The organism is Myxococcus sp. CA039A, assembly GCF_013336645.1.
Taxonomy (GTDB): Bacteria; Myxococcota; Myxococcia; order Myxococcales; family Myxococcaceae; genus Myxococcus; species Myxococcus llanfairpwllgwyngyllgogerychwyrndrobwllllantysiliogogogochensis.
In genome coordinates this window covers 1-13566 of record NZ_JABUMQ010000010.1, presented here as the reverse complement: position 1 = coordinate 13566, position 13566 = coordinate 1, and the positions used below count along the sequence as shown (strand labels likewise).

The 13566-nt window shown below is 68.1% G+C and carries 12 protein-coding genes and 1 pseudogene; 5 read left to right on the top strand and 8 right to left on the bottom strand.

Annotation, left to right across the window (positions count from 1 at the left end; genetic code table 11):
- Window positions 1-624, bottom strand: a complete 624-nt coding sequence (locus HR086_RS02845) for a hypothetical protein (protein WP_174464788.1) — start codon at window positions 622-624, stop codon at window positions 1-3.
- A gap of 249 nt (window positions 625-873) precedes the next feature.
- Entirely contained in the window at window positions 874-1593 is a 720-nt protein-coding gene (locus tag HR086_RS02840; RefSeq protein ID WP_174464787.1) for a YafY family protein, read from the bottom strand.
- A 77-nt stretch (window positions 1594-1670) separates the two neighbouring features.
- On the opposite strand from HR086_RS02840, the gene HR086_RS02835 reads away from it, so the two are divergent.
- Window positions 1671-2099 carry a VOC family protein gene (locus HR086_RS02835; protein ID WP_141642729.1) on the top strand — a complete coding sequence of 143 codons (429 nt, stop codon included), beginning with the start codon at window positions 1671-1673 and terminating at the stop codon, window positions 2097-2099.
- Window positions 2086-2673 (top strand): YdeI family protein, encoded by a 588-nt coding sequence (locus tag HR086_RS02830; protein ID WP_174453373.1) that lies wholly within the window; start codon window positions 2086-2088, stop codon window positions 2671-2673. Before HR086_RS02835 ends, HR086_RS02830 begins: the two co-directional genes overlap by 14 nt.
- Window positions 2674-2788: 115 nt before the next feature.
- Here the strand turns inward: HR086_RS02830 and HR086_RS49355 are convergent, their stop codons facing one another.
- Entirely contained in the window at window positions 2789-4147 is a 1359-nt protein-coding gene (locus tag HR086_RS49355; protein ID WP_174464786.1) for a M57 family metalloprotease, read from the bottom strand.
- A 305-nt stretch (window positions 4148-4452) separates the two neighbouring features.
- On the opposite strand from HR086_RS49355, the gene HR086_RS02820 reads away from it, so the two are divergent.
- Complete coding sequence (locus HR086_RS02820; protein WP_174464785.1) at window positions 4453-5091, top strand: glutathione S-transferase family protein; 639 nt, start codon at window positions 4453-4455, stop codon at window positions 5089-5091.
- A 153-nt stretch (window positions 5092-5244) separates the two neighbouring features.
- Here the strand turns inward: HR086_RS02820 and HR086_RS02815 are convergent, their stop codons facing one another.
- Window positions 5245-5730, bottom strand: a complete 486-nt coding sequence (locus tag HR086_RS02815) for a hypothetical protein (protein WP_371745474.1) — start codon at window positions 5728-5730, stop codon at window positions 5245-5247.
- 106 nt (window positions 5731-5836) lie between these two features.
- Window positions 5837-6490 (bottom strand): TetR/AcrR family transcriptional regulator C-terminal domain-containing protein, encoded by a 654-nt coding sequence (locus HR086_RS02810; protein WP_174464784.1) that lies wholly within the window; start codon window positions 6488-6490, stop codon window positions 5837-5839.
- Window positions 6491-6537: 47 nt separating this feature from the next.
- On the opposite strand from HR086_RS02810, the gene HR086_RS02805 reads away from it, so the two are divergent.
- Window positions 6538-7425 carry a M28 family peptidase gene (locus tag HR086_RS02805; protein ID WP_174464783.1) on the top strand — a complete coding sequence of 296 codons (888 nt, stop codon included), beginning with the start codon at window positions 6538-6540 and terminating at the stop codon, window positions 7423-7425.
- A gap of 57 nt (window positions 7426-7482) precedes the next feature.
- Here HR086_RS02805 and HR086_RS02800 read toward each other — a convergent pair whose 3' ends face one another.
- The 3 genes from HR086_RS02800 to HR086_RS02790 form a co-directional block, all read right to left on the bottom strand.
- Window positions 7483-9315: a 5'-nucleotidase C-terminal domain-containing protein gene (locus HR086_RS02800; RefSeq protein WP_174464782.1), complete on the bottom strand. Its 1833-nt coding sequence runs from the start codon at window positions 9313-9315 to the stop codon at window positions 7483-7485.
- 94 nt (window positions 9316-9409) lie between these two features.
- Complete coding sequence (locus tag HR086_RS02795; RefSeq protein ID WP_174464781.1) at window positions 9410-12211, bottom strand: TonB-dependent receptor; 2802 nt, start codon at window positions 12209-12211, stop codon at window positions 9410-9412.
- A 29-nt stretch (window positions 12212-12240) separates the two neighbouring features.
- On the bottom strand, window positions 12241-13209 hold the full coding sequence (locus HR086_RS02790) for a hypothetical protein (protein WP_174464780.1): 969 nt from the start codon (window positions 13207-13209) through the stop codon (window positions 12241-12243).
- A gap of 177 nt (window positions 13210-13386) precedes the next feature.
- On the opposite strand from HR086_RS02790, the pseudogene HR086_RS02785 reads away from it, so the two are divergent.
- Window positions 13387-13566 (top strand): annotated as a pseudogene (locus HR086_RS02785) (PaxA); the annotation flags it as partial.

The window sequence follows — 13566 nt, the reverse complement described above, 5'->3', positions numbered from 1 at the left end:
TCAGGCCCCGTACAGGACGATGGTGTTGCCCTTGCGCACCCAGCGGCCGGTGGTGCCGGCGCTGCTCGCGGCGCGCGCCGGGACGAGGCCAGGGGCGAAGCGTTGCAGGGCCTGCTGGACGGCCGCGCCCGCCACCTGCTGGGGCGAGCCACCCGGCGCCGCGGAGAGCGCCGCCTTGGAGGCATCCGCGGCGAGCCGGACGAACTGCTTGGCCACCTCGAACTCGCTGTCCTCCTGGCTCAGCCCCTCCAGCTCCAGCCCGAAGGCCTGCCCGGCCCGCTGGGCCAGCTTGCCGCCCACGATGCCACCGATGCCCGGGGCCACCAGGTTGCCGAGCGCGCGGCCCACCATCGGCAGGCCCTCCCGGGCCGCTTTCTTGAGCAGACCTCCGAGCTTCTGGCCCAGCGGGCTGTCCACGGCCTTGCGAAGGGCGCTGCCCGCCCGCTTGATGAGATTGCCGAGGAACTGCTCCAGCTCCTGGTCGTTGCTGACCTCCAACAGCTCCGCGGCGAGCTCGTTCAGCTCAGTCTCGTTGAAGACCTCGCCCCATGGGCCCTCGGCATTGAACTCGAACTCGAACGACTCACCTTCCAGCTCCTGGTACGTACGATCCACGTCATGCATGGGTCTGGTCCTCGTGTGATGGGCCCGGCTGTGTGGCCACCGGTTGAGCGGGACCTAGCAGCGGCTGTGCCAACCCATTCGAGGGCCGCGCTCCTCGGAGCGAGTGGTGACGCGAGCGAAGCGCGCTTCGGCGGCGGGAAGTGGACGAGGAATCTGGCGAAGCGTGCTTCGGTGCGCCCGCTGGCGGTCGCTATCCCGCACGGTGCGCCCGCCGCTGACTCGATTCGTCTTGCCTCGCGGCCCTATCGCTCAGAGCGCGGCGAAGACATCGCCGAGCGTGGCGAGCATCGACTCCGAGCTCCGCACGCGGAACGTCGACTCGGTGACGCGCGCCGCCTCGATGCGGTCGACGCGGAGCATTCGCACCGCGCCGCGCAGGTGGTCCCAGACGAGCAGGAACCATGCGGGCCAACTGAGCAGCAGGTAGTGCGGCTCCACGATGCGCACCGTGCTCGCGTCGTTCGAGCGGTAGGTCAACTCCAGCGCGCGTTGCTCGAAGAAAGACTCATGGATGGGACGGAGCACCGCGAGGCTGGGGGCCTTCCACGTCGCGGCGACGTTCCGCGAGCTGGGGCCGACCAGAATCCTCCGGCGCAGTCCGCTCACCCGGGAGCGCTCCTCCGGTGGAAACGAGGCGGAGAGCTTCTGCCGCAAGCCCTTGAGCGTGGAGAGCAATAGGGGTGAACCCAGTTGCTCCGCGAGCGCCAGCGCGAGCATGAGGTCGAGGACCTCCCGGGTGTCGAGCTGAACGCGCCCCAGCCCCGTCCGTGGCGGCACGCGCACGCCGCCGCCTCGCCCCGCGTCCGACTCGATGGGGACACCCCGGGCCGCGAGCCGGGACAGGTCTCGGCGGATGGTCCGCACGCAGACGCCCAATTCCTCCGCCAGTTCTGGTGCGGTCCACGATGGGCGTGAGGCGAGGAGGCCGAGGACGCGGTCCAGGCGATCGATGACGGGTTCGCGTTTCAAACGTGACTCATTCTGTCACCTTTAGGGGGGATGGTCACTGTGTCGCGAACGAACGCGGCCCCGGACACGAGAGACCCATGACCTTCATGCGCGGAATGAGCACCATCAACCTCTGGGCGGACGACCTCCGGGCGGCGACCCGCTGGTACTCGGAGTTGCTGGGCGTGGAGCCCTACTTCAGCAGCGAGGCCGCCGGGCGCGGCCCCGGTTACGTCGAGTACCGCATCGGCGACTATCAGCACGAGCTGGGCATCATCGACCGACGGTTCGCGCCCCCGGGAATCGCCACGAGCCGGGGTGGGGCGGTCGTCTACTGGCACGTCGATGACGTCGCTGGAGCGCTCTCACGACTGCTCGCGCAGGGGGCCGAGCTCCTCGAGGGCGTCACCGAGCGGGGCCCAGGCTTCGTCACGGCGTCGGTCATCGACCCCTTCGGCAACGTGCTGGGTGTCATGTTCAATCGGCACTACCTGGACGTCCTCGGAGCCCGCGATGCCGCGCGCTGAGCGGGGTGTCGTCGCCGAGGCCCCGGTGAGGGCGTTTCGCGGCGTGGCGGAGTTCGAGGCGTGGCTGGAGGAGAACGGCGGCGCGCCCGAGGGGGTCTGGTTGAAGCTGGCCAAGAAGGGGACGGGCATCACCTCGCTGACGGACGACGAGGCGGTCGACGTGGGGCTCTGCTTCGGCTGGATATCGGGCCTGAGGAAGTCCCTCGATGACCGCTTCTATCTCCAGAAGTACGTGCCGCGCCGGCCGCGCAGCCGTTGGTCCCGCGTGAATGTGCGGAAGGTGGAGGCGTTGCTCGCCGAGGGCCGGATGCGACCGGCGGGGCTCGCCGAAGTCGAAGCCGCCCAGGCCGATGGGCGCTGGGCCGCTGCCTACGAGTCGCAGCGGAACGCCACCGTCCCCAGCGACCTGACGGCCGCGTTGTCCGCGAACCCCCAGGCCGCGCGAGCCTTCGAGGCGCTCGGGAAGACCCGGCGGTATGCCCTCATCCTGGAGATCGTGACGACGCGCACGGAGACGGGCCGTACGAAGCAGGTGCGGCGCATCGTCGACTCGCTCGGTTCCGAAGACCCTTGAGTCGTCTACACGCCCCCCGGGAGTTGCCGCACCCCCGGGAGGTCCATGTCCGCGATGAAGAGCCGGTGGCGCTTCCCCTCCCGACCCGCCTCCATGCCGTCAGCCAACGTGGCGATTATCTGCCCAGGGAGAAGCTCCCTCCCCAGGCGCCGTAGGAGAGCGTGGTGATGCCGTTGCGAGTGGTGCCGGTGTAACTGCTCTGTCCCGGTTGGATGGTGACGACCACCGTGCCTCCCGTGGCGGGAATCACTCCCGCATGCACCCCGGCCGCGCAGGCATCCGAGTCATCGGTATAGAGGTCCGTGCCCCACACGACTCCTCCACTCACTGCCGGGCAACCGCACCGGATCTGCGTCCCGTTCTGCCCACGGTAGGACGTGAAGTTGTAGCTGGAGCAGCTCTGCGCCGGTGGAAGCTGGAATGAGAAGCTCCCACCCCAGGCGCCGTAGGAGAGCGTGGTGATGCCGTTGCGAGTGGTGCCCGTGTAGCTGCTCTGTCCCGGTTGGATGACGACGACCACTGTTCCTCCGGTGGCGGGAATCGCGCCCGCATGCACCGCGGCGGCGCAGGCATTCGAGTCGTCGGTATAGAGGTCCGTGCCCCACACGACGCCCCCGCTCACGGCAGGGCAGCTGCATCGAATCTGCGTCCCGTTCTGCCCACGGTAGGACATGAAGTTGTAGCTGGAGCAGCTCGGGACCGTGCCTCCGTAGAGGGCGTCCAGCGCGGTGTTGTCGGAGCTGGTCCACTCGCCAGTCTCGGTGGAACGGAAGCAGGAGTTCATGACGGAGCCGCCGACGACGGCCGTGGTCGGAGTCCCGGGGATGTGGATGGCGCCCACGCCCGCGTCTCCCTCGTCCCCGCCAGCGCCGCAGCTGATGCTGCGATTGTAGTAGTCCGAGTGGCGGAAGCCGACCGCGTGGCCCAGTTCGTGGGTGATGACGTGCTCGTTCACGTCGGCGCTGTAGTCGTTCAGGCCGGTGCCGATGTTGATGATGCCGTAGGGCAGCCCGCCCGAGGGGAAGCCGGCGGAGCCTCCGGTCCCAGACGTGGTCTGCGCGGTGATGTTCGCGGTGCAGCCGGTGGCCGGACCGCGCGCGAAGGTGATTCGCAGACCCCGCTCATTGTAGTTGGCGATGGCCAGGTCGAGCCCCTGGCTCAGCATCGGGTAGCTGTCGAAGGTCGCGGTGGAGTTGACGCAAATCCTGGTCACGCTCGAACCGACGAGGTTGGTCGTGCGGTACTGCTCCTCGCTCTCCAGGGGGACCTGAAGCATCTCCCGGGACGCATCGAGCGTCACGTGCGCGTCACGGCCCACATACACGGCGTCGTCGGCGACCAGGATGTCGTCGGCCGGAAAGCCGGCCTCCAGCAAGTTGGAGATGATCTCCTCGTTCTCTGCCTGCGGGTCCGGGCCACAGCCGACCAGCAACGCGCCACAGCTCACCACGAGGACTGCTGCTTTCTTGAACATGGGGGCTCGTTTCGCTGACAGCGGGGGATGCGCCGTCCGCCTGACAGGCCAGGCGACACGGCGCTACGGCCCACCAAGCATTTCCCTGTTCAAGGCCGGCAATATCGTAAAAACCTGACTAACTGTTGATGTCTGGATGGATCGCGAGGCGAATGCCTCTCCGCCCTGACGCGGGTCATCCGGACTCGGAGCGCGGAACGTCGGACTCGGGGCTGTCCCTGTCTATCGCAGCCAGAGGCGCATGGATGCGATGGTGAAGCCCAACGAGGCCTGGACGCTCCATCCGCGCGAAGTAGGATTCGCGCATGCTCAAGGTCTACGGCTTCGCCCGAGTGAACAAGATGGCCCGCGGCAAGACCCGCGACCTGCGCGTGCTGTGGGCGCTGGAGGAGATGGGGCTGCCATACGAGGTCGTGGGGATGGATCATCCGAGGCACGACCTCGATGCGCCCGCGTATCGCGCGCTCAATCCGTTCGGACAGATTCCGGTCATCGACGACGACGGCGTGGTCGTCACCGAGTCGGGCGCAATCCTGCTCTACCTCGCGCGCAAGAGCGGCAAGCTGATGCCGCGCGACCTCGCCGGCGAAGCGCAGGTGCTGCGCTGGTGCGTCGCGGCGTTGAACACGATTGAAGTCCCGCTCCTGACCGCGTGGTTCGTCGACTTGAACGGCGGCAAGGGCACCCAGGGAAGCAATGCGCTTCACCAGTGGGGGGCCATGCGCCTGAAGCAGCTCGACGGCTGGCTCGAGGGCAGGGAGTTCGTCGCGACCGACGAGTTCACCGTCGCGGACCTCTTGATGACGCATGTGCTGGGCGCCGGCATCGACGAGAGTGTCGTCAAGGACCATCCCAACGTGCTCGCCTTCCAGAGGCGCTGCATCGCGCGCCCGGCCTGGAAGAAGGTGTTCGAAGCCTACTGCGACCGCGTCGAAGCGGGCTGAGAGCGGGCAAGCCAGGGCCCCACGCGTGCCCCCAAGGGCAGGTACGCCGGATTCAGGTCGCCCAACGCCATGTCGGTTCTCGCGAGGAGGCGCGGTTCATCCCGCGTGAAGAGAGCCTGGCTCGACAGCTCGGCTCCCGAGGCCTGGGGGCGTTCACGCCTTCACGCGGCTGAACTCCATCACCCAGTTGGTCTCCCAGCTCTGGCCCTCGTCGGGAGAGAAGGCCTGCTCCCAGCGAGCGGTGTCCTGGCCCAGTCGGGTCCAGGTGAAGCGCACACGGATGGCGCGGCCCTCGAACGTGTCGTTCGTCTCGAACACGCCCACGTCACCCGAGAAGCAGCCCAGCACGGGTGGGTCGATGGTGTGGTTCCGGTTGTCCACCCAGGTGATGGACCACTGCTTCGTCGCGGGGTTGTAGACCCGGAGCGCCAGGCCCACGAAGCCGGGCCAGAACTCGCTGCGATAGGTCTCCTGATTGCCGAGCCCGCCCGGCAGGGGATGCTCCTCGGCGGTGGCCTCGAACGCGACCCACTCGGTGCATCCCTTCAACCGCTCCTTGATCCGACGGTTGTGCACCCGCCAGGTTCCCATGAGGAAGTCGAAGTCTGCCGCCCCGTCGTTCTGTCCCTGTGTCCGCACGCAAGCTTCTCCGTTCAGGATATCGAGGCCCCACCTCGGGGCCACTGAACGCGCACGGTAGAGAGCATATAGGGCGAACCCCGCCCTGATTCGGACAGGCCCTGACTTACTCCTTCCGGGAGGTCTTGCGCCGCGTGAGCCGCGCCTCGAGCCCGGCGAGCATGGCCTCGAGCCCGAACTCGAATTCCTTCTCGATGTCGTGTCGGGCGAGGACGGCCACCAGCTCATGGACGCGGGGGAAGTCCTGCTTGCTGAGCTGCTCGTAGGCGGGCCGGGACTCCTCCTCGGGTCGGGTCGGCGAGTAGCCCGCGACAGTGTGGCCGACGACGAAGGCCACCATCACCTGCAAGGTGCAGAGGGCCTCATCGGCACTGAAGCCCGCCTTCCGGAGCAACTCGAGCGCCGCTTCGACGTGGATGATGGACGCAGGCGTGACGGCGGGGCGCGTCGCGAAGAGCGGCAGCGTGTGCGGATGAGCGCGGAGCACGAGCCTCAAGGCCCGCGCGTTGTCTCGGAGGGCGACCTGCCAGGTCGCCGCCTTCGTCGCCGCGGGCATCTCGGCGAGGACGATTTCGAACAGGCCGTCGAGGATGGCCGCCTTGTTGGCGACGTGGTTGTAGAGGGACATCGCCTCCACGCCCAGCTCCTGCCCGACACGCCGCATGGAGATCGCCTCGAGCCCTTCGCTATCAACGACGCCCAGTGCCGCCCGCAGGATGCGCTCTCTCGAAAGGGGTTCGCGTTTGGTGGACTGTCTCATGGCTTCCTTGACAGACTTACGCCATAAGCTTACGTTGTAAGTCAATCATGTGGATTCGAGAGCGAGCGGTCGAGGAAGCCACTCCGTTGCCCCACGGCGCCACGCAGTCGGATGAGGTTCGCCTGCGCCAGTGGGTTGAACATCTCGCGATTCCCCGGCACCTCTTCGCGAACGCCCGGAACAATGCCTGGGTGCGTGACGAGCTCGGGGCGGCCTTCGAGCGCTACGGCCTGTCGGTGCGAATCCAGGGTCGATATCGGAACGTCGTGGCGCTGCCTCGACACGCGAAGGGCAGGCCGGTGACGTTCGTGGCGGCCCACTACGACAGCGTTCCGGATTGCCCCGGTGCCGATGACAATGCGAGCGGCCTGGCGGTGATGCTGGAGTGTGCGCGGGTCCTCGCGCAATCCGACGCGGGCCCGCACGTGGGCTTCATCGGGTTCAACGCGGAGGAGGATGGGCTGTTGGGCAGCCGTGACTTCGTCGCCCATGGACTGCCGGCGCTTCCCTGCCAGCTGGGCATGGCGCACGTGCTTGAGATGGTCGGCTTTCGCAAACGCTCAGGCCCTGTCCAGGCGCTGCCGTTTCCGTGGGTCCCCCAGAGCCTCAGGGCGCCCGACTTCCTCGGGCTCGTGGGGAAGGGTCGCTCCAACGCCATCATGGACCGTGCCGTCAACTCGACCGAGTCGCCAGGGCTGCGGTTGATGACGGCGAAGACGTGGGGACCGCTCCACGTCCTGCTGCCCGACCTGATGCGCAGTGACCATTTCCCGTTCTGGACCGCCGGGAAGCCCGCTGTGCTCTGGACCGATACCGGGAACTTTCGCAACCCGCACTACCACTGCTCGACGGATACGCCGGACACGCTCGACTACGGGTTCATGCGAGAGGTGTCCGTGCTGCTCAACGCGGTGGTCTCCAAGGGGGCTGTCTGACCTTCGCGCCGCGCGCAAGCAAACCCTTGCGCGCGGGCGTCCCTGGGACTCGCTCCGTCAGGGCTTCCCGGCGGCCTCGGCGGGGCAGCCAGCCGTCGCGGTGTCGCGCTGGATGCGTCCGAGCGCGGGAGCCGCCAGCGGCTTGCCCCGGGTCTTCCAGTGCTCCACGAGCGCGTCGCGCAGCGTCAGCGCCTGACGCTCACCCAGGTCGATGCTCCCGGGCGCCAGCGTCTTGAGCACGTCCTCCAGCCCCCCACCGCCGCGCGCCAGGAAGTCCGGCATGGCCACGCGGAATCGCTTGTTGGCCGGGAGCGCCTTCCCATTCGGCAGGGTGACGGAGGTGAGCCGCGAGGCCCCGTTGCACAGCTCCACCCGCACCTTCAGCCCCGACACCTGGAGGACGCCCTTGCGCCCAAAGCCGGCCTCCAGCAGCTTGCGCAGCTCCGCCGCCGAGACGGTGATGACGGCGAGGGTGTTGTCGAAGGGAAGCACCTCGTAGAACGCGCCGTAGGTGAGCTCGCCGGCCGGCAGGTCCGCGCGCAGCCCGCCGCTGTTGATTACCGCCACGTCCGTCGCGGAGACCTCGCGCAGCGCGTCCGCCAGCACGTTGCCGAGCGTGCTCTCCGCGTCATAGTTGCGGGTGAGCGCGGTGGGAACACGCACGCCCAGCGAGCGCTTCTGCTCCTGCTCCACGCGAGCGAACGCCGCGGTGAGCTGTGACTCCATCGCCGCGTCGGCCACCACCGGGCGCCCCCGGAAGGTGGCGGGGACCAGCTCCAGGCTCTTCGCCGCCTTCAGCTTCCGCTCGTCACACGTGCCCAGCGTCGCGTCCATGCGCGCGCACACGGGGATGGAGCCCTGAAGCACGGTCTGCTCGGGGAGCACTTTGCGCGTCACCGGGTCCACGAAGAGCTCCACGAGCCCGAACGCGCGGCCCCGGCCCGACGTCTCGATGACCGGCGTGCCGCGAATGAAGTGGCCCACGGGCTGGTGTGTGTGCCCGGCCACCACCGCATCCAACGTCCCCTCGGGCAGGTTCTCCAGCAGCTCCACGATCTCGCTGTCCCCGCGGTCGCACGAGGAGGCGTCGCGAGGGTCGTCCTGGCGCTTGCACACCGCCCCCGCGTGCGCCACCGCCACCACCACTTCGGCCCCCCGCGCGCGCAGGGCCTGGGCCGCGGCGAGCGCCGACTGAGCCAGGGGCGCGAAGCGCAGGCTCGCCACATTCACGGGATTGGTCACCTGCGGGGTGTGGGGCGTGGCCAGGCCGAGGATGCCGATGCGCACCCCGCGCCGCTCCACCAGCCGCATGCCCTCGTTGCCGAGCCAGGTGGGAATCGCGCCCGTCTGGCTGTCGGTGACGTTGACCCCGAGCACCGGGAAGCGCGCCTGGGCGATGCGCGCCTTGAGCGCGCCGAACGGGTCATCCCCGTCGAGCGCCACCGAGCGGGGCCCCACGGGCCCGTAGTCGAACTCGTGGTTGCCGAGCGCCGAGGCGTCATACGCGAGCGTGTTCATCGCGCTGATGACCACCTCACCCTCGGTGAGGTTGGAGGCGAGGGTGCCCTGGAAGAGGTCGCCTCCGTCCAGCAGCAGCACGCCGTCCGGATTCTCCGCCCGAAGGATGGACACGTAGCCCGCGAGCGTCGCCAGGCCGCCCTGGTCCACCCCGGTGCCATCGGGCAGCGTGGCGCGGGAGGGCATCACCCAGCCGTGCAAGTCGTTGGTCCCCACCACGGTGATGCGCAGGGGGGCCGGCGCGGCTTTCACCTCGCTCGGGGGCGCGGGCGCCACCGGAGCGGCCTCCGGCACGGGCGGAGTGGACGAGGCGCAGGCGGCGAGGAGGGCGGACAGCAGCCCGAGGCGGAAGGGACGGATGGCGGAAGTCACACGCCCGTCTAGAACGGTGTCCCCGCCGGATTCAAGGGCCCTCGCTTCCGAAGCAGGACTTCCGGAAGCGAGGGCCCCAAGTGCGCGGGTGTGGCTAGTTGCGCACGCGCAGCAGCAGCTCGGCCTGCATCGGGCTGCGGCGGCTGGTCGCCGTGCCGAAGCGGTTGTTCGTGGGGCGGTACTGCTCCTGAACGAAGGTGACGTCGCTGTTGTTCAGGACGTTGAACATGATGAGCGTGAGCTCCATCTTGGTCTCCTGCGTCTTCACGATGCGGTTCAGGTCGTAGCGGGCCTGGACATCGAACATGAACTGGCTCGGCTGGCGCAGCTCGGAGATGGCCGCCGGGTCATTGAAGTCCGGCAGGCCGGTGTTGGTGTTGTAGGAGTGGCCGGTGCCGCGCTCCGAACGAGACACGCGCTGCCGGTCGACCGTGCCCTCCGTGAACATCCACATGGGCGCGCCGGTGCGGTAGTTGAACCGCACGCCGAAATCGAGACCGAACCGCGTGGTGTACCCGATGGCGCCCTTGATGGTGTGGCGGATGTCCTCGGGGGACGGACCCTCGAAGAAGCGCTTGAAGCGCGGGTTCACCCCGTAGCCGTCGAAGTAGTCGCCCACCGTGCCGTTGCTGTAGGCAAGGGTGTAGCTGGCGAGCAGATCCCACGGGCCCGTCTTGCCCTGCGCCCACAGGTCCATGCCCTTGTAGTCGCGCCAGGCGTCATCCGGGTTGTGGATCTTCACGATGGTGTGATTCACGCCGTCCACGTAGCCGACCACGCGCGAGCCGGACGGATCCCAGATGCGGTTCATCTCCTCGTCCACCCACATGTTGGCGTACTTGCGGTAGGTGAGGTCGACGCCGATGACGGAGCCCTCGGTGATGGCGTGGTGCAGGCCGAGCGCGAGCTCGTCCACGTGCGGCGGCGTGTGGCTCGTCTTGTCGAAGTAGCGGCCAGAAGCGCCACCCGACACGCTGCACTGGGGGTTGCCGACGGTGTCCGGCGCACAGTCCGCGAAGGCGCCACCGGCGAAGGTGGACCGCACCGTGGTCAGCTCCGGGTTGGCGTGCTGCGCGATGAAGACGTCGCCCACTTCGTTGGAGCGGCCGTAGTGCACCTTGACCAGCGTGCTGCGGTTGCCGAACAAGTCGTAGGTGGCCGACAGACGCGGGCCCACGCCCACCAGGTTGGTGATGAACTGGTTGTCGTCGCCATACAGACGGCCCACGTCCGCGCGGAGGCCCGCGACCAGCGTGAGGTAGCGGTTGACGTTCCAGCGGTCCTGGAGGAAGGCGCTGGAGATGAGGGTGCCCGCCTCGGTGGTCAGCGGGGCCTGCGCGCCGTCGGTGTTGTAGAAGTCCAGGCGCTCGTTGCAGAACTGGAAGGTCGACGGGTCCTCGGGGTTGCACTCGCCGTTGCGGTCATTGAAGCGCTGGTTGCCAATCACCTGCGTGGTCTTGTCGCCGCTCAGGTAGCTGAACTGCAGACCCGCCTTCATCTGGTGGTTCTTGAGCTTGAAGAGCAGCGTCGGGTCGAACTGGTAGCGCATGCGCTGCTCAGTGACCAGGTTGCCCACTTCGTTGCGCAGCGCGCCGGCGTTCCGGTACGTGACGCTGTTGTAGGTGTGGGAAATCTCCTGCGAGTCCTCGTCGATGGGGCCCTGCCAGATGTCCTTGAAGGTGGTGCCCGTCTGGAGCTGGAAGAGGACGTTGTCGGAGATGCTGCGGTCGTAGTTGACGATGGCGAAGAAGCCGCCGCGGTCGATCTGCGTCTCCGCCTCCGGGGCGGCGAACGTCGAGGCGACCTGGTTGGTGATGGTGTTGTTGTCGTAGTTGAACGCCAGGGACAGGCGGTCCTTCGGCGTGGGCTGCCAGGTGAGCTTCAGGCGGGCCAGGCGCGTCTGCGTGTCCGTCGTGCGGCTCTCCTCACCCAGCGGCGTGTCGCGCTGGGAGAAGTTCCACTGGCCGGAGACGTAGAACCACAGCTTGTCCTTGATGATGGGGCCGCCCACGCCCACCAGGGGGCTGTAGAAGGCCGTCTCGGACAGCGGCACCTCGTTCTGCGTGTAGTTGGCCACGTTGGGGTTCTGGTTGGCCGCGCCCCGGTACTTCGCGTTGGCCCACGCCGGCGACAGAATCATCGTCACGTCGTAGGTGAACTTGTTGGAGCCGCTCTTGCTGACGACGTTCTGGATGAGGCCCAGCGAGTTGTACTGGGCGTCCAGACCGCCGGTCATGACCTCGAAGTTCTCCACCGCGTAGAAGCTCATCGGCGAGCTGATGCTGCCGTCCACCACGTCGGACGTGTCCATGCCGTCGATGAAGAACTTGCCGTAGCGCGACAGGCCGGCGCGCAGGCTGGGCGCGTTGCCGTTGCCCACGCCCGCCACCAACTGGGGCATGGCCTGCACCTGCGTGAAGACGGGCGAGGTGGCCGCCTTCTCCGCGTTCATCACCGCGCCCATCTGCGCGGAGTCCGGGTTGATGATGGGGTTGACCTTCTCGACGATTTCGTAGGTGGCCACCGCCGTCTGCTCGGTGAACACCTCCAGCTTCACGTCCACCTGCGAGGCCTGGCCGAGCAGGACGGTGATGCCCGTCTTCTTGATGGGGGCGAAGCCCGGGACGTTGACCTCCAGGGTGTAGTTCTCGCCCGGGGGCAGGGTGTCGAACTCGAAGCGGCCGTCCTCGCCGCTGGTGCGCGACTGGGGCTGCAGCAGCGCCGGGCCCGTCACGGTGAGGGGCACCTCGGCGAGCGGGGCGCCCGTCGGGTCATAGACGTAGCCGGCCATGCGGCCGTAGTTCTGGCCCGCGGCGAGGGCGGGCACGGGGAGGGCCGCGACGAGCGCGAGCAGCAGCGCGAGCGCGCCGCCGCCCCGGAAGAAAGGCGTCTTCATGGAAGGGCTCTGGGAAGAAAGGGTGGCGCTCACAGGGTGCTCCCCACGACGAAGAGCACGCCGGCGTACCGGGTGACGGTGGAGAGGTTGAGCTCGGTCTCCGCGCAGGTGTCGACGCACAGACCGGTGTAGCTGGAGGCGGGCTTCGCCGCGGTCGCGGTGAAGGTGCGCAGGCGCACCACCGGCGACCAGCCTTCCTCGCCGGGGAGGGCCGAGAACAGGTACACGGGCGTCTCCGTGGTGGGCGCGCCCGTCGGCGGGCTCACCAGGACGCCGTCCATCACCCGCACGTTGCCGGTCTCATCCACCTGCACGGGACCGCCGTCCAGGTAGGCCAGCTGCAGGCCGCGGTACCAGCCGCCCTGGGCGGTGAACTCGGAGCCCGTGCGCAGGGGGTTGAGCTGCGCGGACACGTCGATGATGGCGCGCAGGGCGAGCGTCGTCTCTTCCTCGGCGGCGCCACCGAAGGCACCCTTGGTGAGCGAGGCCACGTCCTTGATGGAGTTGCACTGCTCGGCGCCCGTGCCCGTCCAGCGCGCCACCTTCATCAGGGGCAGCACGGGGGGCGTGGTGTTGCCGGTAACGGTCAGCGGTAGCGCCGCGAAGAGGGGCCACTGCACCGTCTCCGGGTAGCTGTCGAGGCGGAAGTCAAAGTCCGCCTTGCCCGTCTTGCAGCCGTCCGCGAAGTCGTACGAGGTGGCGACCACCCTGCTCGCGGGCAGGAACGGACGTCCGGTCTCGTCCACGGGGACGCCCGAGTTGGTGAGCACGCCGCGGTCATCCTTGCGCTCGGTCGCGACCTGTCCCAGGTTGTAGAAGGGCACGTTGGTGCCCCTCACCCGGGCCGCCGCCGGCCGGTAGATGCCGCTGGTGGGCCTGAACTTGGAGTCGAGGTTCGTGGCGTCGATGACTCCTTGGTACTTGTCACCGACCTCCTCGTTCGACTCACCACACGCCATCGCACTCAGGGCTGCCGCGAGCCCGAGTACGCACTTCATTTTTGTCTGCACGGAAAAAACCTCTGGGGATGGGACGAGGTGGCGGCCCTCTAGCACGAGTCTCACGTCCTCAGGTATCAGTTGAGTGGCGTCCTCGTGACAGACCCCCGTTCTGCTGGCGCAGCACGATTACATCCCGAGGACTCTTCCCCAGCTTGTGGTATGCCCTGCCCCGGCATGTTCGCGCAGCAGACCGACCCTCCCTCGCGCATCCTCGGCTTTGCCGCCTTCTCGATTGCCGTGCACGTCGGCATCGTGGCGGTGCTGATGTTGCTGGTGAAGCCCATCGCCCTCGAGGCGGAGCAGCCCATCGAGGTGGTGCTCAACCTCGTCAAGGCCCCGCCTCCGCCCTGTCTC

Excerpts from the sequence above, each read along its gene's own strand:
- HR086_RS02845 (WP_174464788.1), bottom strand. The coding sequence starts at position 624 with ATGCATGACGTGGATCGTACGTACCAGGAGCTGGAAGGTGAGTCGTTC.
- HR086_RS02835 (WP_141642729.1), top strand. The coding sequence starts at position 1,671 with ATGACCTTCATGCGCGGAATGAGCACCATCAACCTCTGGGCGGACGAC.
- HR086_RS02830 (WP_174453373.1), top strand. The coding sequence starts at position 2,086 with ATGCCGCGCGCTGAGCGGGGTGTCGTCGCCGAGGCCCCGGTGAGGGCG.
- HR086_RS49355 (WP_174464786.1), bottom strand. The coding sequence starts at position 4,147 with ATGTTCAAGAAAGCAGCAGTCCTCGTGGTGAGCTGTGGCGCGTTGCTG.
- HR086_RS02820 (WP_174464785.1), top strand. The coding sequence starts at position 4,453 with ATGCTCAAGGTCTACGGCTTCGCCCGAGTGAACAAGATGGCCCGCGGC.
- HR086_RS02810 (WP_174464784.1), bottom strand. The coding sequence starts at position 6,490 with ATGAGACAGTCCACCAAACGCGAACCCCTTTCGAGAGAGCGCATCCTG.
- HR086_RS02805 (WP_174464783.1), top strand. The coding sequence starts at position 6,538 with ATGTGGATTCGAGAGCGAGCGGTCGAGGAAGCCACTCCGTTGCCCCAC.
- HR086_RS02795 (WP_174464781.1), bottom strand. The coding sequence starts at position 12,211 with ATGAAGACGCCTTTCTTCCGGGGCGGCGGCGCGCTCGCGCTGCTGCTC.
- HR086_RS02790 (WP_174464780.1), bottom strand. The coding sequence starts at position 13,209 with ATGAAGTGCGTACTCGGGCTCGCGGCAGCCCTGAGTGCGATGGCGTGT.